Raw genomic sequence first — 23280 nt, 5'->3', positions numbered from 1 at the left:
GTGTGGGCTGACCGCTTCGCGGTTGTCCTCCTGCGGTGGAGTCAGTTCCTTTCTCCCCGTCCAGCACTGACTCCTTAAAGGAATTCACTCAATGCTCGCCAGCCGCGCGCCCGCCGCGAGGAAGACACCGGATGGCGCCTGCCAGGTCACGCGGCCGTCGCGATGGGCGTGTACTTGCATTTCCATCTTCATCGCCTCCATCACGGCGATCAGTTCGCCTTCCTTGACGTCGTCGCCCTCCGCGACTTTCCAGGCCTGCACGGTGCCGGCGATAGGAGACGGCAGGTCGGCAGCGTCGGTGGCGGTTGCCTGCGCCGGCGCTGCGGCGCTTTCGGATGCCGGCGCGTCGGCCAGGCCCCGCAGCAGTTGCGCCGGCAGGCCGAGCACCACGCGGCGGCCATCAATCTCGATGGCGGTACGCAGCAGGCTGCTGTCATGCTGCGGCTCGGCGCGGGCAGCCGCCGCGAGCGGCTCGGCGAAGTCAGACTCGATCCATCGCGTGTGAACCTTGAAGCCATTCGCGCCAAGGAAATCGGCGTGGTCGATCACCGCGCGGTGGAACGGCAGCACAGAGGCCACGCCTTCGATGCGGAATTCGCGCAGCGCGCGGCGCGCGCGCGCCAACGCCTGTTCACGCGTGGCGCCGGTCACGATGAGCTTGGCCATCAGCGAATCGAACGTGCCTGGCACCACCGAGCCCGACTGCACGCCCGAATCGACGCGCACGCCGGGCCCCGATGGGGCATCAAAGCGCTGCACCGGGCCGGGGGTGGGCAGGAAGCCGCGCCCCACGTCCTCTGCATTGATGCGGAACTCGATCGAATGGCCCAGCGGCGCGGGTGTTTCGGTGATCGACAGCGGCAGGCCGTCGGCCACGCGCAGCTGCTCGACCACCAGGTCGACCCCGGTAGTCTGCTCGGTCACGGGGTGCTCGACCTGCAGGCGGGTATTGACCTCCAGGAACGAGATCGCGCCGCTGGCGCTGAGCAGGAATTCGACGGTCCCGGCGCTGATGTAGCCGGCGGCGGCGCAGATATCGCGGGCGGCGGCGTGGATGCGCGCGCGCTGCGCGTCGGTCAGGAACGGCGCAGGGGCTTCTTCCACCAGCTTCTGGTTGCGGCGCTGCAGCGAGCAATCGCGCGTGCCCAGCACCACCACATTGCCATGCTGGTCGGCCAGTACCTGCGCTTCGATATGGCGCGGCTTGTCGAGGAACTGCTCGGCGAAGCACTCGCCGCGGCCAAAGGCGGTGACCGCCTCGCGCACGGCGGACGCGTACAACTCCTCGACCTCATCCATGCGCCAGGCGATCTTCATGCCGCGGCCGCCACCGCCAAAGGCCGCCTTGATGATAATCGGCAGGCCGTGCTGCTCGGCAAAGGCCAGCACCTCGCTGGCGTCGGCCACCGGGTCGGGCGTGCCGGCCACCAGCGGGGCGCCAACCTGCAAGGCGATCTTGCGCGCTTCCACCTTGTCGCCGAGCCGGGCGATCGTCTCCGGTGACGGCCCGATCCAGGTGAGGCCGGCATCGATCACCGCCCGGGCAAAGGCTTCGCTTTCCGACAGGAATCCATAGCCGGGATGCACGGCGTCGGCCCCGCTGCGGCGAGCGATATCGAGCAGCTTGGGGATGTTCAGGTAGGTGTCCGCCGGACGGTCACCGTCGAGGCCGTAGGCTTCATCGGCCAGGCGCGCGTGCATCGCGTCGATATCGGCATTGGCATACACGGCCACCGACGCCACGCCATAGTCGGCGCAAGCGCGGATGATGCGAACGGCGATCTCGCCACGGTTTGCAATCAGGACTTTTTTCATGGCAAATCTCTGTTGGTGCGTGTGCGCGCTCAGGCGGCAGACGGTTTCAGTTCTTGAAAGGCGCCGATCGGATTGAAACGCAGCCAGGCGCCTACCGGAATCTGGCCGGCACGATCCAGATGATGGGGTGCCACGGCGCCGATCACGGGATAGCCGCCGGTCAGCGGATGGTCGGCCAGGAACAGGACGGGCTGGCCGCTGGGCGGCACCTGCAGCGCGCCGAGGGCTGTGCCCTCGCTTGGCAGCTCGCCGGTGATGGCGCGCTCCAGCGGTACCTCGCCGGCCAGGCGCAGGCCCACGCGGTTGGATTGCGGGGTGACCTGCCAGCGCTGCGCGGCAAGGCGCGCCACGGACTCGGCAGTGAACCAGTCGGTGCGGGGGCCGAGCACCACGTCCAGCACGACCTCCTGCTCCACGGTGGGCAGGTCGGCGGCAGGCTGCTCGGGGGCGCCCACGACGGCGCCGGCCGGCGCGGGTCGCAGGTCGAGCACATCGCCCACGACCAGCGGCGCGGGGCCGATCCTGGCCAGGGTGTCGGTGGCGTAGCTCCCCAGCACCGGCGCGACAGCAAACCCGCCGCGCGCCGCCACATAGCAGCGCGCCCCGGCGCGCGGCTGACCGATGCTCAGCGTGTCGCCATCGGCGAGCGCCACGGCCTGGTGGTTCGGGACGCTCCATTGCCGGCCATCGGCCGTGCGCACCGTCAGCGGTGCATCGGCGCCGGTGACCGCCAGCACGGTTTCGCCCATGCTCCGCAGCTGCAAGCCGCCACCGATGGTCTCGAGCGCTGCGGCATCGCTGCGGTTGCCCACCAGGCGGTTGGCGGTCTTGAGGGACGCCTGGTCCATCGCGCCGGAGGCCGAGACGCCCTGCCCCGCCTGGCCGTGCCGGCCCAAGTCCTGGAATGCAGTCAGCAAGCCGGTTCCGCTCACTTTCAGCGCCGCGGCAGCGGGCGCCTTAGCTGCCGGCAACGGCTGGCGCGCCGGCGCGTCAGCGGCGATGGCGCGGTCCGCATCCACCACGCCATCGCGCGTGGCGATATCGACAAAACGCACGCGATAGCCGGGCTGCAGCAGCGCAGGCTGTTCGCGATCCAAATCCCACATGGCCATGGGCGTCACGCCGATGATCTGCCAGCCGCCGGGGCTGGCCTGCGGATACACGCCGCTGAAGGTGCCCGCCAGCCCTACGGCGCCGGCGGGAATGCGCGTACGCGGCGTACTGCGGCGCGGAACGTCGAAGCTGGGATGGCCGCCGCTCAGGTAGGCAAAACCGGGAGCGAAGCCGGTGAAAGCAACGGTGTATTCGCTGCCGGTGTGGCGGCGCACGACTTCCTCGGGCGTGATGCCAAGCAGCTGCGCCACCTCGGCCAGATCCTCGCCGTCATAGCGCACCGGGATCTCGACCAGGATGCTGCTGCGCTCGACGCGCTGCGACAGGTCGCGCGCGGCGATGGCCCGCACCAGCGCGGCGGCGCTGGTGGCAGACACGCGGAAGTGCACGAGAATCGTGCGCGCGGCGGGCACCAGTTCCGCCACGCCATGAAGAGGATCGCGTTGCAGCGAGGTCAGCAAGGCCAGCGTCTGGTCCAGGTCGGCCAGCTCCACCAGCAGTGCATTCGAGGTAACGGGCAGGAAACGCAAAACGAGCTCCGCAAACGACCGGCGGTCTTAGACGTGGTACGTGCTGTCAGGCACGTCGGTAATGAACATGTGGCCCGGCGCATGGGTCACGGCAAACGGCACGCGGGACGCCATCACGGCCGCTTGAGGCGTGACGCCGCAGGCCCAGAACAAGGGGATTTCGCCCGGCTCGATGCGCACGGCGTCGCCGAAGTCGGGCTTTGCTATGTCGGCAATGCCCAGCGCGGCCGGGTTGCCGACATGGACCGGCGAGCCGTGCACCGACGGGAAGCGGCCGGTAATGGAAACCGCATCGGCAACCCGATGCGCAGGGATGGGCCGCATGGACACGACCAGTTCGCCGTGCAGCCGGCCGGCGGGGCGGCACTGGCGATTGGTGCGGTACATCGGTACGTTGGAGCCGTCGGCGATATGCCGCACCTCGATGCCGGCCTCTTGCAGCGGCGTCTCGAAGGTGAAGCTGCAGCCGATCAGGAAGGTCACGAGGTCGGGGTGCTCGGCCCACAGCGGCGTGGCGTCCGCCACCTCCTCCACCAGCTTGCCGTCGCGCCATACGCGATACAGCGGGATGTCGGTGCGGACGTCCGCGTCTTCGGCCAGCACGGTATGGTGTGCGCCCGCCTCGATCACGTCGAGCACGGGGCAAGCCTTGGGGTTGCGCTGCGCGTACAACAGGAAGTCCCAGGCCCAGTCGCGCGGCAACGCAATCATGTTGGCTTGCGTCATCCCCGGTGCAATGCCGGCAGTCGGCTGCACGGTGCCGGCTCGATAGCTTTCACGCGCCTCACGTGCGGCGTTCAGGGCGACGATGCGGGCGCGTTGCAGTGCGGAATCTTGCATGAGTGGTTCTCCAATGCCTTGAATCAGGCGAAAGCGCAAATTTTCACGCCATCGAGCTCTAATGCCTCGCGCACGGCGCGCGCCATTTCCAGCGCGCCTTCGCTGTCGCCATGTACGCAGATCGATTGCGCATCCACGCGGGCCACGCTGCCGTCGATGGCCCGTACCGTGCCTTCACGCACCAAGCGCAGCATGCGTTGCGCCACTTCCAAGGCATCGTGCAGGACCGCGCCTTTTTCCCGCCGAGGCACCAGCTTGCCCTGCGGCGTGTAGGCGCGATCGGCAAACGCCTCGGCAACGACGCGCAAGCCGGCCTCCCGCGCCCAACCCACCAGCGGCGAGCCCGCCAGCGCGACCAGCGTGAGCTCGGGATCGACCTTGAGGATGGCGGTGATCACGTCGCGCGCCTGGCGTTCATCGCTGGCGATGGTGTTGTATAGAGCGCCGTGCGGCTTTACATAGCGCACGGTGGCGCCGACCGTCGCGGCCATTCCAGTCAGTGCGCTGATCTGGTAGATCACATCGGCAACCAGGTCCGCGCTGGCCACGTCCATGTTGCGGCGGCCGAAGCCTTGCAGGTCGGGGTAGGAAACGTGGGCGCCCACCGCAACGCCACGGATCCTGGCAGCCTTGAGCGTCTGCAGGATGCCGGCTGGATCCCCGGCGTGGAAGCCACAGGCCACGTTGGCGCTACTGACGATCTCCAGCATGGCTGCATCGTTGCCCATGCTCCATGCGCCGAAGCTCTCGCCGAGATCGCTGTTGAGGTCGATTTGCATGGTGTCAGGCTACCGTCCGCGAAGTTGCTGCGTCAGCCGGTCCTTCCGTGCCAGTCTCGGTTTCGCCGAGTAGTTCGCGTCCCTGTGTTTCCGGCAACAGCAGGCACGCGATAATGACCAACCCATAGGCGCCCGCAGCGAGATAGCCGATGGCCACGCCCAGCGACATCGATGCGCTCATATGCCCGATCATGGCCGGGAACACCGAGCCGACCGCGCGCCCGAAGTTGTAGGAAAAGCCTTGTCCGGAGCCACGGATATGGCTCGGATACAGCTCCGTCAGGTAAGCTCCCATGCCCGAAAAGATGCCAGACAGGAAGAAGCCCAAGGGGAAGCCAAGCAGCAGCATCGCCGCGTCGGTGATCGGCAGCTGCGTATAGCAGATCACGAGGATGGCTGCGCTCACTGCGAACAGCATGAAGCAACGCCGGCGCCCCAGGCGGTCGGACAGCCAGGCGCTGGTCAGATAGCCGGCGAATGAGCCTGCGATCAGCACCATCAGATAGCCGCTGGTGTTGAGCACGGACAGGTTGCGCTCCATCTTTAGGTAGGTGGGCAACCAGGTCGTCACCGAGTAGTAGGCACCTTGCATGCCGGTCGCCAGCAGGCTGGCCAGCACCGTGGTGCGCAGCACGCCGGGCTTGAAGATCAGCATGAAGTTATTGCTTTGCCCGGTGCGGGCCAGCTTGGCCTTGGTTTCCTGATACACCTCGGGTTCGGAGATATTGCGGCGGATGTAGAGGATAAAGATCGCCGGCAGCACGCCGATCCAGAACAGGACGCGCCATGCGTATTGCTGCTCGAACGCGGCATAGACCGCCCAGAAGGCAATCGCCGACAGGCCCCAGCCGACTGCCCAGCTGCTTTGCACCAGGCCAACCGCCTTGCCGCGGTGGCGGGCACGGATCATCTCGGCGATCAGCACCGAACCGACCGACCATTCGCCGCCGAAGCCCAGGCCTTGCAGCATGCGGGTCACGAACAGCTGCTCGGGAGACTGGGTGAATCCGCTCAGGAAGGTAAAGAAGCTGAACCAGAGCACGGTGAGCTGCAGGATCCGTACGCGGCCATATTTGTCGGCCAGGATGCCGGCCAGCCAGCCGCCGACCGCCGAGCTGATGAGCGCGCCCGTCGCGATATAGCCGGCCTCGGCCTTGGTCATGCCCCACACCAGGATGAAGGTGGGGATCATGAAGGTGTAGATCATGTAGTCGAATGCATCGACCCCGTAGCCGACGAAGGCGGCAAAGAGCGTCTTGCGCTCTTCCTGCGTTGTTTCTTTAAGCCACATGGTTACGCTCACTTTGGATGGGACAAAGCTTGGAGAAGGCTCGTCGCGCAGTCTTCACGACGATGTTCCGGTAGCGAGCGAAAGCCTATTCCAGCGCCTGCACTCCAGGGCTGTTTAGCAAGACACATACCATGTTGATCTATCGGCACGTATCCCTCAACCACCATGCATTTATTGTTCAACAATCTTCGGATTTGATCGATCATGGTATACACCTAAGGCACATTGCGAGGCAAAGTCGCACCAATTTCGTGCATATTGTTGAACAAAGTGGAGTAACATCCCTGAACGGGGAAATACCGGCACCAAGCCGGCCCCATTCAAGCCAACATGACATCCACTTCTGACGTAAGAAATTTGGCCGAGCGGGTCACCGAGCAGATTCGCCAGCGCATCGTGCATGGCGACTTCGCGCCCGGGCAGCGCTTGTCGGAAGCGGCACTAAGCGAAAGCCTGCAGATCTCGCGCAATACCTTGCGCGAGACCTTTCGCGTGCTGACCAAGGAAGGCCTGCTGAAGCATGAACCGAATCGCGGAGTGTCGGTGGCCATTCCCAGCATCGCGGCCATCATTGACATCTACCGCGTGCGCCGCATGATCGAGTGCCAGGCCATCGCCCAGGCTTACCCCAGCCATCCGGCCAAAAAGCACATGCGCGAAGCTGTGGAAATGGGACTGCGCTGCCGCGACAGTGGCGACTGGCAAGGTGCGGGGACTGCCAATATGGAGTTCCACATAGCCATTGTGGAACTGGCGGACAGCGAGCGGCTGAACGTGTTGTTCTCCCACCTGCTGGCTGAATTGCGCCTGGCTTTCGGCTTGCTGCAGGATCCGGAATTCCTGCATGGTCCATATGTCGAGATGAACAAGCACATCCTGCAGCTATTCGAGTCGGGCAAGCTCGCGGAGTGTGCCGCGGCCCTCAACGACTACCTGGTGCAGTCCGAGCGAATCGTGCTGTCAGTCTGCGCCCGGCACCCCCTTTTTAAGGGGCGTTGAGTGCTGGTGCCCGATGAAGATTGTTGGACCGACTGGTTCTTTACGCCACACGCGGGTGCCCCGCACCGCCGACGAAAGGACTGCCTTCCTGTCGCGCATCCTGGCGAATGCCTGACGGCGATTGGCATCATCAATACGGCCGGCCATTTCGCCAATCACCGTGAAATCCGGCTCTGTCGGCCGGCGGCGCGCGCAGAAAGGTCAAAATCGTCGTGCAGCCCCTGAGCGTGCGGGCCGGTGAACGGATGGCCTTGTCCGACTGGTTCAGCGGATAGTCGCCAGCGCCCAGACCCAATTCACGGCAGCCTGCTGGAAGCGATGCGCCACTGCCTTGAGGCCAACCAGTGCGGAATGGAAACCGGGGCCGGGCAATGCCGCCGCACCCGCGCGCTGCCGGCGATGACGTGGCGGGCCTGAACGAAGGTGTATCAATGCGTCAGCTTAGACGCTCGATCGCTTCAGTCAAATCCTGAAGAGTTGACCAGAAGTCATTCCAGGGATCCGTGGCCTGGAAACTGAGATGTTCACGGGCGTTTCGCACGTTCCACTGATCCGCACTCTTGAGCTGCAGCAGTTGCTCCCATGATATCGGCATCGACACCCCCATGCCGGGCCGCGCCCGCGCGGAGAATGCGGCCGCCGTCGTATGGCCGATGCCATTGCGCAGATAGTCAACGAAGATCTTGCCGATACGATTGCCGGCCCCGGACTTGGCGACGAACCGTTGCGGAATGGCCCTGGCGAGATGACGAACGGCGGCTCGTGAGAAGTCCTTGACCGTGTCATAGTCCAGTTTGGGTGCCAGTGGCACGACAACGTGCAGGCCCTTACCCCCACTGGTCTTGAGCCAGGCCCGCAATCCCAGTTCACTCAATAAGGTCTGCACCAGCAGTGCGGCCTCCTGGATGTGCTGCCACAGTACGCCTTCTCCGGGATCGAGATCGAACACCACCCGATCCGGACACTCAAGGCGGGAAACCGTCGAATTCCACGTGTGAAACTCGACGACGTTCAGTTGCGCCGCCGCAATGATGGCTTCGGGGGAGTCCACACTGAGCAAGGCGCCATGGCCGAGCCATAGCGATGCCGGATGCCTGGTGAGCCCCGGCAGGGCCGTCGCTTCGACATGCTTCTGGAAGAAGAGCTCGCCCGCAATGCCGTCTGGTGCGCGCAGCAGCGCAACCGGGCGCGCCGCGAGATGTGGCAGCATCCAGACAGCCACGCTCTCGTAGTACCGCACGAGATCAACCTTCTTGATGCCACTCGATGGATCGATCAATCGATCCGGATGGGTGACCTTGACACCGCCGTGTCGCCCCGAGGTGTCGACCGGCGCAACTTCTTCCCTGCGAATCTCGCTTGCCGGCGTCTCATTGCGCAAGCCCTTGAACGAGGCCGCGCGAACCTGGCCATCAGGTGTCCACTCGGCGAACTCCACGTCTGCAACGAGCGTGGGCCTGACCCAGTGCGGAGCGACAGGCTTGCCGCGTCCCCAGCGGCTACGCTTGATCTGCGCTACCGGGATGGCAGGTGAATCGGTCTGCAACTTCGCCAGCCTGGCCCGAAGCGCGGCAGCCGTCTTGCTGTCCCAGCCCGTGCCGACGTTGCCGACATGGCGCAGTTCGCCCTGGTCGTACACGGCGAGCAGAAGGCCGCCGACTTCTTCAGGTGCCCCCTCGCGATCCGAGTAGCCCCAAATCACAAATTCCTGGCGCAGCCTGCACTTCGCCTTGAGCCAGTTCGGGCTTCGCGTCGAGGTGTACGCGGAATCCGCCCGCTTCAGAATGAGGCCTTCCAGCCCAAGTTTGCATGCCGCCTCGAAAACCTGCGCCGCCGGTGCATCGAAGCTTTCGCTGAAGCGCACCCGCTCGGACTTGCCTTCGATGAGCCGGGCCAGGTGGGAACGCCGCGCGCCGAGCGGCACACGGCGCAAATCGCGCCCCTCCCAGTAAGGAATGTCAAAGGCAAAGTAGACCACCGCGTCGCTGTTGCGGCCGTCCATCGCATTTTGCAAGGCGTTGAAGTCCGGCAAACCATCACGCAGGACCACAATCTCGCCGTCGAGCCACCCTTCCGAGATGTCCAGCTTCTCCAGCTCCCGCGCAAGGCTCTGGAGCCTGCGGGTCCAGTCGTGACCGCCGCGAGTGATGAGATGCACTTTGGCGTCGACGATTTTGGCAAGCATGCGGTATCCGTCGAACTTCGTTTCAATAATCCAGCCCTCGCCCGTCGGCAGCGTCGAGGTTGGCGTCGCCAGCTGCGGCGAAAGGCGGGCCGGCGTTTGCGCTGGCACCGCGCCGCTCAAGTCCGACTCACTGCCTGCAGTTTGCCCCTTGACTGCGCCTAACGGCTCCAGCGGCCCCAGCGGATGCGCAACGACGCTGTCCGGAAAAGCGGTGATGACATCGAACTCGGCCAGCGGCCGGGCCCATTCGTCACGCTTTTTGAACAGTATCCATTGGTCGCTGGCGTCGCCCGGTTTGGAAATGCGGACCAGCTCCCATCGACCCGCCAGCTTCTGACCATGTAACCGAAATCCCAGCTTGCCGGCTGTCATGCCGTCATGGGGCTCGCCAATGGGCTCCCACGTCCCGTTGTCCCAGACGATGACCGAACCCGCGCCATATTGCTTTGGGGGGATCGTGCCCTCGAAGGCGGCATATTCGACGGGATGGTCCTCAACATGGATAGCGATCCGCTTCTCCGAGGGATCGAAGCTTGGGCCTTTTGGAATGGTCCAGCTCAACAGCACCCCATCGAGTTCAAGCCGGAAGTCATAGTGCAGGCGCCGGGCCCAGTGCTTTTGCACCACGAAGCGAAGCGGTTTTGCATTTCTACGGTGCGCCCGGCTGCGTGCGGACAGCTCCGCGGTGCTTTGGAAATCCCGCTTGCTGCGGTACTGATCGAGAGCGTCTCGTGCCATCTATTCAGCATAGCGCTCTGAATCGGAGCCGACCAAGACGCTCGCGCTCGGCCGGGAAAGCAAACAATGACGTTGCTGCTGTGCCGCTTGTGCCGCTTCTTTCATGCCGCTGGCTCAGCCCCCGAAACGGCCAGCATGGCAAAAACTTGCCTACGCTTAACGGATGCCGATGAAGCTGTAGGAGAAACGTGAGATGGCTGCCACGAAATCCCCGCGCCGACCAGCAAAGCGCCGCGCGAATAAAGGCGCAGGAAGGTGCGGCGCTGGTCGCGGGATGTGACCGTGCACAGCAACGCGCTGGACCTCGAACCGCATCTTTTCGCCTCGGACAATCCCGAGGAGATCGCCGCCTCGCTCAAGCGTTCCGCGACGAGCAGCCGGCGCCGCAAGGGCACGGCTTTCCAGTCGGCGATGTCGATGCTCAACTTCTACATCAATCGCGCCGGCCGTAACCTGCCCAAGGAGCGTCGCGCCACGCTCGAGCGGGCCAAGGGCAAGCTGCGCCAAGCGTTCGGGCGGCCACCGTCGGCAACAATGACTGGTTCGAGTCTGATAAGGGACATCGGCCGTTTTTCAGGCGACGTCCTATAGCAGGCATCGCGCGCAGCGGCTATGTTGGCCTTGAGTAGGCCAGCACGTAGGTGCCACAGCAAAACTAACGATGCCGAAAAAACTTTGCGTTGCAGAGGTGAGAGCATGGTGGAAATTAAGGAAGACGACACCTTTACCCAAATCGTGCGTTTCGATGTGAGCGCCGAGAAACAGGACGCGCTGATCGCCGCGATCGTTGGCGAGGTCGAGCGCTGGGTCCGTCGCAGGCCCGATTTTATGTCCTCGACTTTCCACGCCAGCCACGATCGGCGCCATGTAATCAATTACGCGCAGTGGGAGGACGAGGCTTCTTTCCGAGGCTTCACCGAAGATCCTGAGGGCGAGCGAACGCCTGCAAGCGGCTATTCGCGCCGTGGATCCATCGCTGAAGCCGAATGCCGTTCACTGCCGCGTCGTGAGAACCATCGAAGGTTCCGAGTAGGCTTGGCTTGGAAGATGGACCCAATCAGGCCCCCGGGATCGAGGAGCCATGTTGGCGGTGGATGGTTGAGATCGCATGCGACCGGCGGTGCCGATCATGGCCCTCTTCCGTAGCGAAGATAGTCCGCGCTGATTCGCCTTGAATGATTCACCAGCGCACGGACGAAAGGAAGTCTTGCTGCTTCGTAACGCGCGAGGGGCGCAGAGACCGGTTCGCCGACGTGCTGGTCAGCGAGTAATCGCGAGAGGACTGCTGCGTCCTCTACGCCAGTCGCAAAGCCACGTCCAGTCATGGGTGAGACGACATGGGCGGCGTCACCCACGATCGCCAACCGGCCGGCCGATAGCCGCGACGGTTCATATTCAGCGATAGGGGCGCCACTCAGTACGTCTGTCGAGCGGATTCCGACACCCACCGCTTCTGCCCATGTCGCGGGCCAAAGCCTCGGAACAAGTGCAAGCAACTCCTCGCGGACCTCGGCGTCAATTGTTCCGCGCCCCAGTGTCCCCACTAGGTACCCATCTGCGGTCAGCCGATTGGTGCGGCGGAGCAACGCTTCCCGGTGCACATCGAACCATGCAAAGGTGACCTGGCGGTGACCGACTTCGAGAGATCCATCGCGGCCCGGAAGCACCGCGGCGACCAACCGATATCCCTCAACAAATTCAATCCACAATCCGCCGGTCGAGGGCAACGGGATGGGTCGCCCGAGCACCTGCTCATCAATCAGACCCCGCCACACAACGTAACCCGCATGGCGTGCAAGGGGCGCATCTGGCGCGATGGCCTGGCGAACAGTGCTATGGTACCCGTCAGCGCCAATCACCGCGTCGGCAACTATTTCCGTTCCGTCCGAAAAGAGGAGTCGCGCGCGATCACCCAGGTTTGCAACCGATGCGACGGAATTTCCTTCCTCAATGAGAATGCCCGGCGTTTCGCCAGCGCGGTCATGCAGCCACGAATACAGCGCCGGCCAGGTGGTCAGATGACGATCACGATAGGCGGGTACGACGGGCAATATGGGATGCGAACGCGGATCGTGACCGACAGTCGCTGCCAGCGCCGCAAGATCTACACTCAGACTGTCGCCACCTTGCACGCGGCGGGCCGAGCGCTCGACAACATGAACCGGCACGCCCCTTGCTGCGCAAGCCAACGCAAGCGTGAGACCGGCAAGTGAGCCACCGACGATGACGATTCGCGCGTGAGGGGCGTTCATGGAGAGGGATCGCTCATGAGATTTCGCTTACGGCCGAGTATGGTCGGTTGAAGAGATCTCGTGGAGAAGAATGATTCTTTGGTTGATTAAACCAGCCCCGCATGGCTAGCGGGGCCCGTGCTGTCGACCGAACGCGACTCGCTTCGGTCGACAGGTTCGGGCTTCGGCTTCAGGAGATGCTGGCGCCGAGAGCCGGGAACACATCGCTGAACAACAAGCCGATCAACTGTTGGCCAGCAGGCGTCGACCAGTCCTGCGCGATTTCCGCCATGAGCGTGTTGGTAGCAGTGAGTACAACGCCTGCGTCATGCATCCGTTGGCGCGAGAACTCTTCGGAAAGCTCACTGGGCGATCCCGAGGCATCCATCACCGCCTGAACCGCAAAGCCTTCGAGCGCAGCGTCGATCGACGGGAAGATCAGGCAGACGTCGGTGGTAACGCCTGCCATGATCAGGTTCTTCCGCCCGGTGGCGAGCACCGCATTGCGGAAGTCTGGATAGGCCCACGCGTTCACCACGCCGGGGCGCTTGATCCGGGCCGCGTGTTCCTGCGGCAGGATCTGAGCGATCTCCGGAAGAATCGGGCCTTGGGCCCGGTCTTCCTGGCTCGACGTGATCACGACGGGCAGATTCAGGATCTTTGCCATCTTGGCCAACGCGATCGACTGCCTGGCTGCAAGTTCGTGGTCGATGTTCTTGATCAGCTTCATCGTGCCAACCTGGTGGTCAATCAGCAGCAAGGCGCTATTTTCGGCCGTGAATCGTTCAACCTTCATGATGAATCTCCTACATTTTTAATGGGGCATAGACCCCGGATGTTTGGGCAGCTCTCACAGGCTTCCCAGATCGCCACGGTGATAAGCGGCGGTTGCTGCGGACAGACTCTCCTGGCTCGCAAAAGCCATGGGGCCATTCGAAAGAACGGGTTGATGCAACGGGCGGCCGATGAACACTGCGACCTTGGCTCCGCCGTGCCTTCCGGTGAGCTTGAATGTCGTCGCTTCAGTCTTGGCAGCAAGGATCGGCACATCGAGGCTGTCCAGTCCGAAGGTCTCTCCATCGAGTTCCGCGCTTCCGAAGATCGGCATGACGAAGGCTTGATGTCCCACCGGCAAAGGCAGGTCTAGCGTTGCACCTGCGTCCAGCGAGATATCGAGCAAGGTGACATCGGTCGGCGGTACCAGCGGGGAGCGCGCGTCACCGAAGCTCCCCAAGGGAATTCGGATACGCGCACCGGGTTGCTGCACCACCGGCACGTCCTGGGGCGCCAGGGTCAGCGCAAACGGCGCGGCTTCCTGACGTTCCCTAGGGAGATTGACGAAGATCTGCAGAAGGTGGGTTGTACTTCCGAATACGGCAGGGTTCTCTTCATGGATCACACCACGCCCGGCTGCGGTCCAATGCAGGCCTCCCGGCTCGATCAACACGCTATTGCCCAACGAATCGCGATTGGCAATGCCTGTTTCTGAATCGAGGAACAGATAGGTGACCGCGGAGAAGCCGGCGTGTGGATGCGGCGGAAACGTTGGAGCGCTCATCCACGCATGGTCGATTCCCATGAAGGGATCAAGTAGCGCCGGATCTGCGCCATGCAGGCGGTATGCCCGGAAATGGCTTCCGCGGTTAGCGCGTTGCATGCGGGCGGTGGTGGTCATGATTGACTCCTTAGACTGCTTCGGCAGCCAGCACCGGATAGTCGATGTATCCCTTGGCGGTGGGCGGGGCAAAAAACGTATCTCGGTCCGGCGCATTGAGGGCGGCGCCTTGACGGAAGCGTTCCGGCAGGTCAGGGTTGGCAAGGAACGCGCTGCCGAATACGGTGGCGTCGGCCTTGCCCCCGTCGAGCACTGCTTCGGCGCTGTCCTGCGTCAAGCCGCTTCCGATCAGGTATGCGCCGTCGAAAAGCGGGCGCAGCAACGCGTGGTAGTCGACCTTCGGTCCGAACAGGGCGACATGCAGATAGGCCAGGCCCATTCCGCGAAGCTTGTCGACGAGATAGGTGTAGGTTTCCTGCGGCACGGCATCCGTGATGCTGTTGTAGTTCATCTCCGGAGAGATCTTGATGCCGACACGGTCCGCGCCCGCCTCGGCGACCATTGCGGCCAGCACGTCGAGCATGAATCTGGCGCGGCCTTCAACGGAACCACCGTATTGATCTTGGCGCTGGTTGCTGCCCGTCGAAAGGAATTGTTCGGGCAGGTAACCGGAGGCGCCGTGCAATTCCACACCGTCGAAACCCGCGTCGATCGCCCGGCGGGTGGCCTGGCGATACTCATCGATGATGCCGGCGATCTCGCCGAGGCCCAGTGCGCGGGGCGTGACGAAGTCGACTTGGCCACCGGGCGTCCATGCCTGCCCCTCGGGCTTGATGGCAGAAGGGGCCACGGGCGTCGCGCCATCGAGCAACGAAGGATGCGAGACCCGGCCGCAATGCATCAACTGCATGAACATGCGACCGCCACGTGCGTGCACGGCCTCAGTCACCTTCTTCCATGCGGCAACCTGGGCCTCCGTCTCAATCCCGGGAGTATGCACGTAGCCCTTACCCATGGCGGACGGAAATACGCCTTCCGAGATGATGAGGCCTGCGCTGGCACGCTGGGCGTAATAGGTAACGGTCATGTCGCTGGGAACACCGTCGTTGCCCGCGCGGGACCGGGTCATCGGGGCCATGACGAGGCGGTTTGCCGCAACGTAGCGACCAATGCGAACGGGGGTGAGAAGCTTGCTCATGTTGAAGTCCTTGAGGGTAAAGAAGTGCGGAAGCGTGGGGGCCGCTAGACCGGCTTGCCCACCGTCCGCCCCAGCACGCAGAGGCGATGTACTATCTTGGATCGATTCACGGGAGAGATAAAGATGGTAGATTGGCAATCATTGATCCATAAATGGCGCAATCACCGTGGAACTGCTGAACGACATGGCCTTGTTTGTCGAGGTCGCCCAGATACGTAGCTTTCGAGGCGCCGCCGAGGCGACGGGCATACCGAACTCGACCTTATCGAGGCGCATCAATGCTTTGGAGAAGGCAATCGGGCTACGGCTTTTGCATCGGACAACGCGAAAGGTGGAGCTCACCGAGGCCGGCCAGCTCTATTACGAACGCTGCAAGCGGATCGTCGACGAGGCGCGGATCATCGTCCCCTTTGAGCCAGTTGATACGCTGATTTTAGGCATCAGTGCGTCGGTCTCCCCACTACATAGGATCTGATATCCGCGGGTTGGCTACCGCATTACAGAGGTCCGCCCAATGAGCCTGCCGCTATCTAATGCCGCAAGTCGGAATCAACTCCATTGCTTAGCCTCCGCGCGGGTTGCTCGTGTGCCGGGCTACGCCGCCTTCAGGAAACTGGCTCTACCGATGGGGTGTCAGATAGGTTGATACCGCGCGCTGGTTACACTGCCCGCGCTTCGTTCGGCACGGCTAGCGACATGGCTAGCTGGCTGATGTCCCAGATGAACCCGCTCAGTTCGCGGGCCACCGCAACTACCGCAGTGTTGGGGTTCTTGCCGCGCGCGGCTAGTTTCCGATAGCGCCGGCACAGTCGCACCTGGGTGTCCCAAGACCGGTCGACGATAGCCTTGGGGATACCTTCGTGCCGGCGTTGGATCTCGGGGCTCACGCGTGCCGGGTGGCGGTAACTCCAGGCGGCTTCGATCAGTAACTTTCTTGCATAGCTATTGCCGTTCTTGGTGATGCTGCCCTGGCGCCGTTTTTCCCCCGATGAGTGCTCGGCGGGCGTGACGCCGAGCCACGCCATCAGTTGGCGCGGATGCACGAAGCGCGAGAGATCGCCCAACTCGGCGAGGATGCCGATCGCTGTGGTGAACTGCACGCCACGCATGGCCTGCAAGCCCAGTACGGCCGGGTAGAAGCGCCAGCTGACCACTGCTTCGCGCAAGGCGATTTCGAGACGGCTGCATTGCGCGACTCGATCCTCAATGGCGCGCCGATATTCGTCAAAGGCAAGTTGTTGCCACACGGTGTCGAATGCAAAGGCACTGATCCAGCGCCGGTGCGCCGGCTCCCAGTCGGCTCTGCCGCTGTAGCGGACACCGTGCGAAAGCAGAAAAGCTGGAACACCATCATCGCCGCAACCGGGTGTTCCCGGTCCCCGGTGGCACGATTGGGGCAACAGGCGAAACGGGAAGCGGCGGCACTCGCAAGATGCAAACGCTATGGTCAACCAGAAAGGTCTGGATGGGTTACCTTGCTGGAAGGTCGGAAGGTCCATCCTTTGGGCAAAAAAAGCGCGTCACTGTTAGGTGACGCGAACCATCTTGGGTAACTATCGTGTTTACTTCGCCTTGGGGTATCCCACGTAGTAGATACCGATGACGTTTCCGCTGGCATCCCGGATGGGTTCATACCCGGTGATATAGGGCTTGCCGAGGATATCTGCGTCACCGTAGTAGGCACCGCCGCCGCGTATTGCGGCGATGGCCTTGCCCTTGGGATCAAGAACGGTCCCAACCGCCCTCGATCCGTCATCCTTCTGCACATTCGTTGTCACACGGACGAAGTCATCGCCGCTCTTGACGAACAATGTTGCTGTGCCGCCGTGTTCCTTCTTGACTTCGTCAACCACGGCGAAGTTATTGTTCATCTTGGTCGCACCAAAGTACAACGCTGGTGCGGGTTTTCCAGCAACTGCCTCTTCTCCTTTAACCCCCGGTGCGCCCAATTTGGCCGTCTTCGCCTTCAGTGACTCCATGGCCTGCTTTACGTTCGCTGGCGATTGCGCATGACTCATGGCAGGGCCAAAGATCGGCAACGCGATTGCATAGATTACGAGGGCAATCCATCGCCTGATAGCACCTGCGGGACTTACCTTTGCCATTGTGCCCCCTATTTTGTCAGCGTTGCCGACGAGGCGGGGCGGCAACGTCCCCGGGACCGGGCGGAGCACCAATTCGTCCGGTTGGAGTATAGACAGCGGCAAAACCGGTGTGCGACGCAGCAACATTCTGCAACTGGGATGTGGCCAAATGGCGGATTAACCACAAATCGCCAAGTGCATAAGTTTGGAATACGCCGGATTTAACTCAGTGGTCCACCCAGAAGTGACGACGCCATGGCATTGGCCGATTCTGCAATTCTTGCGCGTTACGTTCGATCTCCCCCTGACTTCAGGTCTCGGAGAACATGGATTGCAACTACAACCACATTGGAGCGACCGTTGCCAGATCCTGGTCGACCCAGCGCCCCGTTGGTGCCCTTGCTGCCCAACCGACCGGAAGTGCAGGCCGCTGAGCTATTTCCAGTTCTTTCCGTCGAGGAATTGGGTGCGCCATATGCTTCGCGATGTCGCCGATGCTGCGTCCCAGGCTCCCGGGCTACCAGTGCCATTGATCCACAATGCAAGCGGGTGCCATCGTCTGGCGGTGGAAGGACGGCAACACCACTGTCTGCTCCCGCAAGGCTTTTCTCTTACCGCTCCAACGGATCACTAGTAAGCGGTGACTCATAGCACCATCCAGTGTGTGTGCGCCCGCACAGATGCGGCGTGGCCATGGCTTGAGACTTTCCAATATCCCGGTGTGCCTCGGGCTGACCTGTCGGCAGACTACACAGGGATGCTACGTCGCACCACAAGAGCGTCAGTGTTCACGGGGGAGAGATGCGTCAATTCAAGTCACTCACCAGCCTGCGACTGTTTCTCGCGCTGTGGGTGCTGTGCTTGCACTGGTTTCACAACTACGATGGCGACGGCACATACTTCGACATTAGCTTCACCAGCACCTTCTTCGACCACGGCTATCTCGGCGTGGACGGGTTCTTCATCCTAAGTGGGTTCATCCTCGCTTACAACTACGACCCTGCTCCCGGCGAACGGGTGGACTGGAAGAATTTCATCGTGGCGCGAATCGCCCGGATTTACCCGGTCTATGTCGCCTGCCTTATTGCGTTCGCGGCTTCCTTGATCGTTCGCGACGTCGCCTTTCACAAGCATATGTTGGGCATCGGCGGCTACACAGCTTCAAACTTCTGGTGGGAACTGTTCCTTCTGAGCGCATGGCGGTATGCCGGGCCACCCGGATGGAACGACGTTGGTTGGTCGGTCAGCGCCGAATGGTTTGCGTATGTCTGGTTCCCAGTTTTCCTGTTGGCAGCGCCTCGTCTAAGCAAGACTCGCATCTTGCTGGTGGCAACCCTCGCGCTGGCGGCATTGGCCGTAGTAGAGGCGACCTCGCCCAATCATCTTTCACTCAGCGGTGGCATAGCCCGTTTGATTCCCGAATTCATGTTGGGTGTGCTGCTATGTCGCCTGCGAGAAGCAATGGCCCACTACCGTGGCTTCGTGGGGGGCGCTCTACTGTCCATGATCGTCTGCGCCGTTGGTGTGAAGGTTGGCATCGACACTCTCTTTGTCGCCGGTGCTGCTGGACTCGTTTTCTCGCTTTCCTATGAAGCGGACGCACTCACTCGGGTGCTCTCATTGGGGCCGCTGGTATTTCTTGGCGAGGTTTCGTACTGCATCTACATCGTGCAGCGAATTCCCCAATATCTGTTCTCCTTCGCGAGGTCCCGGCTGCCCGACCTTGCCGCAATGCCAGGTGCCGTGCAGGCTTTGATCCTGTTGGCGCTGACAGTCGGCGCTTCCATATTTCTTCACTACGTGATCGAAAAGCCGATGCGGTCCCGGATCAACCGCCACTTCGGTTCGAGGCGCAGGCGGGGTGAGTCACTGGCTACACCTGACGAAAAACGATCAGACACCCAGCCGGAGGTGCTCAATGCGGGATTCGCCGGGCGAAAAGAGATGGCAAGGCGTTCGGCAGACCGTCTGCTCTGACAAGCGAACAGCGTTCTGTGGTGGCCAAGGTCCATTTGCGCTTCCTCGACTATCGGCAATGGACCGTACTGCCCAACGGTCGCCGAACCTTGCATCGTCGACTCTCTGCGGAAGACACAAACTTCTTGTCCCTGCTTCAGTCGGTTCGGGCTGAACTTGCCTCACGCCAGATTCTCGAAAGCGATCGCTCGCTCGCTGATCTTCTCGGCTTCTCCAGCCCCAGCGCCTTCGCTTTCTGGTTCAGAAAACACTTTGGCATGACCGTGTCGGGGTGGAGACAAGCCTCGCAAGTCGCGGAAACCGTCGAACCGCGGCTGATCCACTAGTCACAGACGTTGAGCCGGTTGCATTCCGGATGCCTGCTCATCGTCCCAAAGCAGCCCTCCAAAGCACGCGAGTCGAACGGCCGAGAAGGGTTTTGCGGACGTTCAGAGCTCGGCTGGAATGACCTCTGTTCTGTGCCATTTCAGCCGTTGACTCTGAACTGGCGAATGACGGAGTCACGCCCTGAGGCGGTCAGTCAAGGTTTTTCAGAAGAAAGCTGGTGTCCGGCACGAGCAGTTGAGCCGAGTATTCTTGCCCGTCTTCGTACCAGGAATCGAACTGCATGACCGCCGACCGAAAGGGGTTATCTTGGAAGCCCTAGGTTGCCGAGGAGTGGCGAACTGGAGGTGACCCGGTTTTTCGGACAGTGCCTATCTTGAGTAAACAGGAGGTGCACCATGCCGAAAACGCGCCCACCGTACAGCACTGTCTTCCGTCAGCAAATGGTTGACCTGGTCCACGCGGGTCGCCGCCCCGAGGATCTGGCCAAGGAGTTCGAACCGACGGCCCAGACGATCTACAACTGGGTCGCCCAAGCGGATCGCGATGCCGGACTTCGTCAGGACGGTCTGACGACGGCCGAGCGGCAGGAACTCACACGGCTACGCCGTGAGAACCGGCAGCTCAAAATGGAGAGGGAGATACTTGCAAAAGCCGCGGCCTGGTTCGCCCGGGAGACCGACACGCTGCCCGACAAGGGTACGAATTCATGAAGGCGAACCAGACTCGCTATCCGCTGTCCACCATGGCCCGGCTGCCTAAGGTCTCGCGCAGCGGCTTCCATGCATGGATGGAGCGACCTCCGAGCGCCCATGCCGTGTGTGACACGCTGTTGCTCGCGCAAATCCGTGAGATTCACGCCCGCTCGCGCGGTACCTATGGGATGCCGCGTGTGCATGCCACGCTGCTGCGCCGGGGCATCCACGTCGGGCGCAGGCGCGTGGCGCGTCTGATGCGTGAGGCGGGCCTGCGCGGGGCTTGCCGGCCGCGCTTCATTTGCACCACCCACCGCGCGCCACAGGGCATGCTGGGACATCTCTGCTCCTTGATCCCACGTCAGTGATTTACGTAACTGCGTCGGCAGCGTCTTCATGGCCGTAGCGATCGCATTTCTGACTGCGTCGGCACCGTGACCGGCCAGCGCAGGCCCGTTCTTCTCTCGCTCAGTTCCATGTTCCTTCATGCGGGGGAGGTGCAACAGCATCGTAAAGCGAGTTGTGCAAAAATAGTGTCAAGAACGCATGTTTCTGTAGAGCAGAGACGATTGGTCCTCTGGACAGCTCAAGAGCGATAGCGACGGGGCCGCCAAAGCGCTTGTGTAGTGCTGTTGCCCATTCATCAATGCGTGCAACCTGGTGGGTTATGCAGTCAAACTCACGCTTATCCTTACCGGCCGGCTGCAGGCAAACGTCATGTTTGGTATCGGCCCAGTCGAGGCCGACGAAGGCCTTGAATTGCTGATTCAACAGAGGCGCCATGTGAACCTCCACAAGTGATAGATTACTTGGCAGGGACATGCATGCTTGCGTTTAGCGAAGACAATATAGTGAGCCGGTGCGACGGCGAACCCTGAGTATTCGTTTGAGCGCAAGCGCACCCGTGGACTCGAAGCTAACTCGGTAATCGTCCTGGCGTTTGGGTCGGGATATTCGTAGCCCACAGGTGCATGTCCCCCTTCCCTGGCAGCCAAGCTGCCAGTCCCAAAATATCGATGAAAGCGGGGCGGACTATCTATAATGGGTCGGGTACTGCCGGTCGCCCTTCGATCACGACCGTCGGTTCATCCGCTTTGATCGGGATACTGGAAAGTCACCAGACACCCAAGCCTTCGGGATGCCAACCGGATGAGAGCGATACGACCCGTACGGCCTCAGGTGCGGCAACCGCAAGCGCGACCGCGATGCGCCCGGCTACCCGCGGCGTTTCGCTTCACCCATGTCCCGAGATCCTATCCGAATGCGGGCCGCGGACGCTGCCGGCTGAGGCGAGGCAAGCCCGATGCGCGGGTATAGACGCACCCGGCATCCGGTGTCAGGCGGCGCAAGGCGGCATCGATGGCACGCAGCGAATCGTTCAGTCGGGCCGCACGCGCATCTTCTGCGAGCAGGCGCACCGGGCGCACACCGGCGCCCTCCCAGCGCTGCCCACCCCTTGCCCTGCGCTGATCAGTGCGCGCCCGCGGCGGATCAGGAAGTCTGCTCGGGGAAACGCCTCCTGCGCGGTATAGGCCGCCAGCGCATTTAGGTGGCGCTCGGCCCCCTGCCCAGCGGTGCGCCGATAGCGAGACATCGATGACCGCGTCGAGCAGCTGAGATGACAGTGGCTCACGCAACCCTCTGCCAGGATGGCCTCGCCCTCGCGCAGGGCATCGAACTGCCGGTCCGGGCTGCCGCTGCGAGAGCCACACCACAGATTCCACGCGCTCGATGCCGCACTGGAGGAGCATGAGCGTGAGCGTTTCATGACGCGTTCTTGTGTGGCTTGCTGGTGCTGCTTGTTACCGACAATACATCCAGGTCGAAAAACGGGCTGTCCTTGGGCGGCGGCGGTAGTCCGCCGCCCCAGCCGACGATGGCAAGCTTGATGTACTCCGCCATCTGCTCGTCGGAGACATCCCTGGGTTGGTCGATCATGACGATATAGCGATGAGTGCTCATGGTTCGCACGCAGTTTTATGTGGCAAGGCCGGTCAAGGCGCCTAGTACCGTGATCAAGGAAGAGGGCATATCCCGCTACAGAGCGGCGATGAACTCCTTCCATGGCGTTCCTTGCAGGGTTTCGGTGCTCGCATGCCCGTAGGCGCGGATGATTAATGCCGCTCTTTCGAGCTGCTTCAGGTCATCCGACTCGACGATGTCCACTACGTCGAACCGGGCTAGCGTAAGAAAGCTGTCTGTCCAGGTGACGGCGGGGCATTCCGCCTTGATCCTTTCCTCAACCGTGGCGGCAAGTTGTTTCAATTCATTGGGATTCTTGAACGCGTCAGGAGACAAAGTGCTGAGGATGACGTAGGTGGCCATGGAACACCTCCCATATAAAGGGCTAACCTTCACTTGAGCACAGGCCGAAGCACTAGAGAAAGTTCCTCCGTCGGCAGCGCGTGCGTGTGTCGCGACTCGACTATAGATTTACGCGGATCCGCACGGCGAGCGCGCTAACAAGTGAGGTGTAGGATCGCATTGGCGTCGCGGGGTTGTTCCTCCAGCTTCGCGATGGCTTCGGCGGTCGGCAGGATGACAAGTTCGACGTGGCGATGCCGGGCCTCTTGTTTCACTTCGTCCATCACTGGCAAGGCTCCGGTACCGGTACCGATCACCAGCCGGCTGCAGTTCCAGGGGATGTCCTCCTTGATCGACAGCGGTGTGTGGCCGAAGGCCTCGCGGAACGCCTTCGACGGCTTCTTCCTGCGCTTGCGAACCATTCCGTGGTCGATTACTACATCATGCTCATAAGTCACGCCATCAATGCAGATGGATCCAAAAGAAAAGGCTTCGTAGCGCATATGTACCTCCGCAGGAACATTGGCAGCGACCTCCGAATGTTGATTCTGGATTCATTAGAGTCAATGGACGGCCATCGGTAAAGCCATCGGATCACGCCGAATCTGCGATGTACTCGCGC

At 62.3% G+C, this 23280-nt stretch carries 23 protein-coding genes and 3 pseudogenes; 8 read left to right on the top strand and 18 right to left on the bottom strand.

What is annotated here, in order from left to right:
- Positions 1 to 84 precede the first annotated feature (84 nt).
- The 5 genes from K307_RS09145 to K307_RS09125 are packed head-to-tail and all read right to left on the bottom strand — an operon-like array spanning position 85 to position 6368.
- Positions 85 to 1815, bottom strand: coding sequence for an acetyl/propionyl/methylcrotonyl-CoA carboxylase subunit alpha (locus K307_RS09145; RefSeq protein ID WP_042877664.1), 1731 nt, complete (start codon positions 1813 to 1815; stop codon positions 85 to 87).
- Between the two features lie 29 nt (positions 1816 to 1844).
- Positions 1845 to 3458: a 5-oxoprolinase subunit PxpB gene (pxpB, locus tag K307_RS09140; RefSeq protein WP_042877663.1), complete on the bottom strand. Its 1614-nt coding sequence runs from the start codon at positions 3456 to 3458 to the stop codon at positions 1845 to 1847.
- A 27-nt stretch (positions 3459 to 3485) separates the two neighbouring features.
- Complete coding sequence (locus tag K307_RS09135; RefSeq protein WP_042877662.1) at positions 3486 to 4298, bottom strand: putative hydro-lyase; 813 nt, start codon at positions 4296 to 4298, stop codon at positions 3486 to 3488.
- 23 nt (positions 4299 to 4321) lie between these two features.
- Complete coding sequence (locus K307_RS09130; protein WP_042877661.1) at positions 4322 to 5077, bottom strand: LamB/YcsF family protein; 756 nt, start codon at positions 5075 to 5077, stop codon at positions 4322 to 4324.
- Positions 5078 to 5081: 4 nt separating this feature from the next.
- Entirely contained in the window at positions 5082 to 6368 is a 1287-nt protein-coding gene (locus K307_RS09125; RefSeq protein WP_042877660.1) for an MFS transporter, read from the bottom strand.
- A gap of 330 nt (positions 6369 to 6698) precedes the next feature.
- Here K307_RS09125 and K307_RS09120 point away from each other — a divergent pair, with 330 nt between their 5' ends.
- Entirely contained in the window at positions 6699 to 7367 is a 669-nt protein-coding gene (locus K307_RS09120) for a GntR family transcriptional regulator (RefSeq protein ID WP_042877659.1), read from the top strand.
- A 436-nt stretch (positions 7368 to 7803) separates the two neighbouring features.
- Here K307_RS09120 and ligD read toward each other — a convergent pair whose 3' ends face one another.
- Positions 7804 to 10290, bottom strand: a complete 2487-nt coding sequence (gene ligD / locus K307_RS09115) for a DNA ligase D (RefSeq protein ID WP_042877658.1) — start codon at positions 10288 to 10290, stop codon at positions 7804 to 7806.
- Positions 10291 to 10572: 282 nt separating this feature from the next.
- Here ligD and K307_RS09110 point away from each other — a divergent pair, with 282 nt between their 5' ends.
- A complete protein-coding gene (locus tag K307_RS09110; protein WP_419187111.1) occupies positions 10573 to 10881 on the top strand; it encodes a DUF3175 domain-containing protein in 309 nt (102 codons plus the stop codon).
- Between the two features lie 105 nt (positions 10882 to 10986).
- Positions 10987 to 11436, top strand: a complete 450-nt coding sequence (locus tag K307_RS45965) for an antibiotic biosynthesis monooxygenase family protein (protein WP_230625610.1) — start codon at positions 10987 to 10989, stop codon at positions 11434 to 11436.
- Here the strand turns inward: K307_RS45965 and K307_RS45960 are convergent.
- The 4 genes from K307_RS45960 to K307_RS09090 form a co-directional block, all read right to left on the bottom strand.
- Positions 11418 to 12542: an FAD-dependent monooxygenase gene (locus tag K307_RS45960; protein WP_080744968.1), complete on the bottom strand. Its 1125-nt coding sequence runs from the start codon at positions 12540 to 12542 to the stop codon at positions 11418 to 11420. The two genes, K307_RS45965 and K307_RS45960, sit on opposite strands and share 19 nt — an antisense overlap.
- Before the next feature lie 169 nt (positions 12543 to 12711).
- Entirely contained in the window at positions 12712 to 13317 is a 606-nt protein-coding gene (locus tag K307_RS09100; protein WP_042877656.1) for an isochorismatase family protein, read from the bottom strand.
- A 54-nt stretch (positions 13318 to 13371) separates the two neighbouring features.
- Positions 13372 to 14196 carry a pirin family protein gene (locus K307_RS09095; RefSeq protein WP_042877655.1) on the bottom strand — a complete coding sequence of 275 codons (825 nt, stop codon included), beginning with the start codon at positions 14194 to 14196 and terminating at the stop codon, positions 13372 to 13374.
- Between the two features lie 10 nt (positions 14197 to 14206).
- A complete protein-coding gene (locus tag K307_RS09090; protein WP_042877654.1) occupies positions 14207 to 15274 on the bottom strand; it encodes an alkene reductase in 1068 nt (355 codons plus the stop codon).
- 166 nt (positions 15275 to 15440) lie between these two features.
- On the opposite strand from K307_RS09090, the pseudogene K307_RS09085 reads away from it, so the two are divergent.
- Positions 15441 to 15674: pseudogene (locus tag K307_RS09085) on the top strand (LysR family transcriptional regulator); the annotation flags it as partial.
- Between the two features lie 259 nt (positions 15675 to 15933).
- Here K307_RS09085 and K307_RS09080 read toward each other — a convergent pair.
- Together K307_RS09080 and K307_RS09075 are read right to left on the bottom strand one after the other, a co-directional pair.
- Positions 15934 to 16614, bottom strand: a pseudogene (locus K307_RS09080) (transposase); the annotation flags it as partial.
- A gap of 222 nt (positions 16615 to 16836) precedes the next feature.
- A complete protein-coding gene (locus K307_RS09075) occupies positions 16837 to 17379 on the bottom strand; it encodes a Cache 3/Cache 2 fusion domain-containing protein (protein ID WP_042881693.1) in 543 nt (180 codons plus the stop codon).
- 780 nt (positions 17380 to 18159) lie between these two features.
- On the opposite strand from K307_RS09075, the gene K307_RS09070 reads away from it, so the two are divergent.
- The 4 genes from K307_RS09070 (at position 18160) to K307_RS49335 (ending at position 20722) form a co-directional block, all read left to right on the top strand.
- A complete protein-coding gene (locus K307_RS09070) occupies positions 18160 to 19335 on the top strand; it encodes an acyltransferase family protein (RefSeq protein ID WP_063771670.1) in 1176 nt (391 codons plus the stop codon).
- Between the two features lie 17 nt (positions 19336 to 19352).
- On the top strand, positions 19353 to 19661 hold the full coding sequence (locus tag K307_RS47705) for a helix-turn-helix domain-containing protein (RefSeq protein ID WP_329955831.1): 309 nt from the start codon (positions 19353 to 19355) through the stop codon (positions 19659 to 19661).
- Between the two features lie 396 nt (positions 19662 to 20057).
- Positions 20058 to 20372, top strand: a complete 315-nt coding sequence (locus K307_RS09065) for an IS3 family transposase (RefSeq protein WP_042877652.1) — start codon at positions 20058 to 20060, stop codon at positions 20370 to 20372.
- The gene (locus tag K307_RS49335) at positions 20369 to 20722 is read left to right on the top strand and encodes an IS3 family transposase (RefSeq protein WP_051974779.1); all 354 of its coding nucleotides are present in this window, start codon (positions 20369 to 20371) and stop codon (positions 20720 to 20722) included. The genes K307_RS09065 and K307_RS49335 overlap by 4 nt, the downstream gene beginning before the upstream one ends.
- On the opposite strand, the pseudogene K307_RS45955 reads toward K307_RS49335, so the two are convergent.
- From K307_RS45955 to K307_RS09045, 6 genes and pseudogenes are all read right to left on the bottom strand, one after another.
- A pseudogene (locus K307_RS45955) lies at positions 20684 to 20878 on the bottom strand (IS30 family transposase); the annotation flags it as partial. The gene K307_RS49335 and the pseudogene K307_RS45955 overlap by 39 nt on opposite strands.
- Positions 20823 to 21137, bottom strand: a complete 315-nt coding sequence (locus tag K307_RS45950; protein WP_196251536.1) for a hypothetical protein — start codon at positions 21135 to 21137, stop codon at positions 20823 to 20825. The pseudogene K307_RS45955 and the gene K307_RS45950, both read right to left, overlap by 56 nt.
- Positions 21138 to 21732: 595 nt before the next feature.
- Entirely contained in the window at positions 21733 to 22122 is a 390-nt protein-coding gene (locus K307_RS47700) for a hypothetical protein (RefSeq protein WP_155301115.1), read from the bottom strand.
- Positions 22119 to 22316, bottom strand: coding sequence for a hypothetical protein (locus tag K307_RS09055; RefSeq protein WP_042877651.1), 198 nt, complete (start codon positions 22314 to 22316; stop codon positions 22119 to 22121). The genes K307_RS47700 and K307_RS09055 overlap by 4 nt, the downstream gene beginning before the upstream one ends.
- 75 nt (positions 22317 to 22391) lie before the next feature.
- Complete coding sequence (locus K307_RS09050) at positions 22392 to 22679, bottom strand: GYD domain-containing protein (protein WP_042877650.1); 288 nt, start codon at positions 22677 to 22679, stop codon at positions 22392 to 22394.
- Positions 22680 to 22813: 134 nt separating this feature from the next.
- Positions 22814 to 23161: an MTH938/NDUFAF3 family protein gene (locus K307_RS09045; protein WP_042877649.1), complete on the bottom strand. Its 348-nt coding sequence runs from the start codon at positions 23159 to 23161 to the stop codon at positions 22814 to 22816.
- Positions 23162 to 23280 lie beyond the last annotated feature (119 nt).

It is taken from the genome of Cupriavidus necator A5-1 (genome assembly GCF_000744095.1).
In the GTDB taxonomy this organism is placed as follows: Bacteria; Pseudomonadota; Gammaproteobacteria; order Burkholderiales; family Burkholderiaceae; genus Cupriavidus; species Cupriavidus necator_A.
Note: the sequence above shows the minus strand (reverse complement) of the source record. Positions and strands in the feature narration are given on the sequence as shown.

Coding starts and splice junctions, on each gene's coding strand:
- K307_RS09100 (WP_042877656.1), bottom strand. CDS start 13,317: ATGAAGGTTGAACGATTCACGGCCGAAAATAGCGCCTTGCTGCTGATT.
- K307_RS09130 (WP_042877661.1), bottom strand. CDS start 5,077: ATGCAAATCGACCTCAACAGCGATCTCGGCGAGAGCTTCGGCGCATGG.
- K307_RS47700 (WP_155301115.1), bottom strand. CDS start 22,122: ATGAAACGCTCACGCTCATGCTCCTCCAGTGCGGCATCGAGCGCGTGG.
- ligD (WP_042877658.1), bottom strand. CDS start 10,290: ATGGCACGAGACGCTCTCGATCAGTACCGCAGCAAGCGGGATTTCCAA.
- K307_RS09055 (WP_042877651.1), bottom strand. CDS start 22,316: ATGAGCACTCATCGCTATATCGTCATGATCGACCAACCCAGGGATGTC.
- K307_RS45965 (WP_230625610.1), top strand. CDS start 10,987: ATGGTGGAAATTAAGGAAGACGACACCTTTACCCAAATCGTGCGTTTC.
- K307_RS09050 (WP_042877650.1), bottom strand. CDS start 22,679: ATGGCCACCTACGTCATCCTCAGCACTTTGTCTCCTGACGCGTTCAAG.
- K307_RS09095 (WP_042877655.1), bottom strand. CDS start 14,196: ATGACCACCACCGCCCGCATGCAACGCGCTAACCGCGGAAGCCATTTC.
- K307_RS49335 (WP_051974779.1), top strand. CDS start 20,369: ATGAAGGCGAACCAGACTCGCTATCCGCTGTCCACCATGGCCCGGCTG.
- K307_RS09065 (WP_042877652.1), top strand. CDS start 20,058: ATGCCGAAAACGCGCCCACCGTACAGCACTGTCTTCCGTCAGCAAATG.
- K307_RS09045 (WP_042877649.1), bottom strand. CDS start 23,161: ATGCGCTACGAAGCCTTTTCTTTTGGATCCATCTGCATTGATGGCGTG.
- K307_RS09075 (WP_042881693.1), bottom strand. CDS start 17,379: ATGGCAAAGGTAAGTCCCGCAGGTGCTATCAGGCGATGGATTGCCCTC.
- K307_RS45950 (WP_196251536.1), bottom strand. CDS start 21,137: ATGGCGCCTCTGTTGAATCAGCAATTCAAGGCCTTCGTCGGCCTCGAC.
- K307_RS09145 (WP_042877664.1), bottom strand. CDS start 1,815: ATGAAAAAAGTCCTGATTGCAAACCGTGGCGAGATCGCCGTTCGCATC.
- K307_RS09135 (WP_042877662.1), bottom strand. CDS start 4,298: ATGCAAGATTCCGCACTGCAACGCGCCCGCATCGTCGCCCTGAACGCC.
- K307_RS45960 (WP_080744968.1), bottom strand. CDS start 12,542: ATGAACGCCCCTCACGCGCGAATCGTCATCGTCGGTGGCTCACTTGCC.
- K307_RS09090 (WP_042877654.1), bottom strand. CDS start 15,274: ATGAGCAAGCTTCTCACCCCCGTTCGCATTGGTCGCTACGTTGCGGCA.
- K307_RS09070 (WP_063771670.1), top strand. CDS start 18,160: ATGCGTCAATTCAAGTCACTCACCAGCCTGCGACTGTTTCTCGCGCTG.
- K307_RS09125 (WP_042877660.1), bottom strand. CDS start 6,368: ATGTGGCTTAAAGAAACAACGCAGGAAGAGCGCAAGACGCTCTTTGCC.
- K307_RS09120 (WP_042877659.1), top strand. CDS start 6,699: ATGACATCCACTTCTGACGTAAGAAATTTGGCCGAGCGGGTCACCGAG.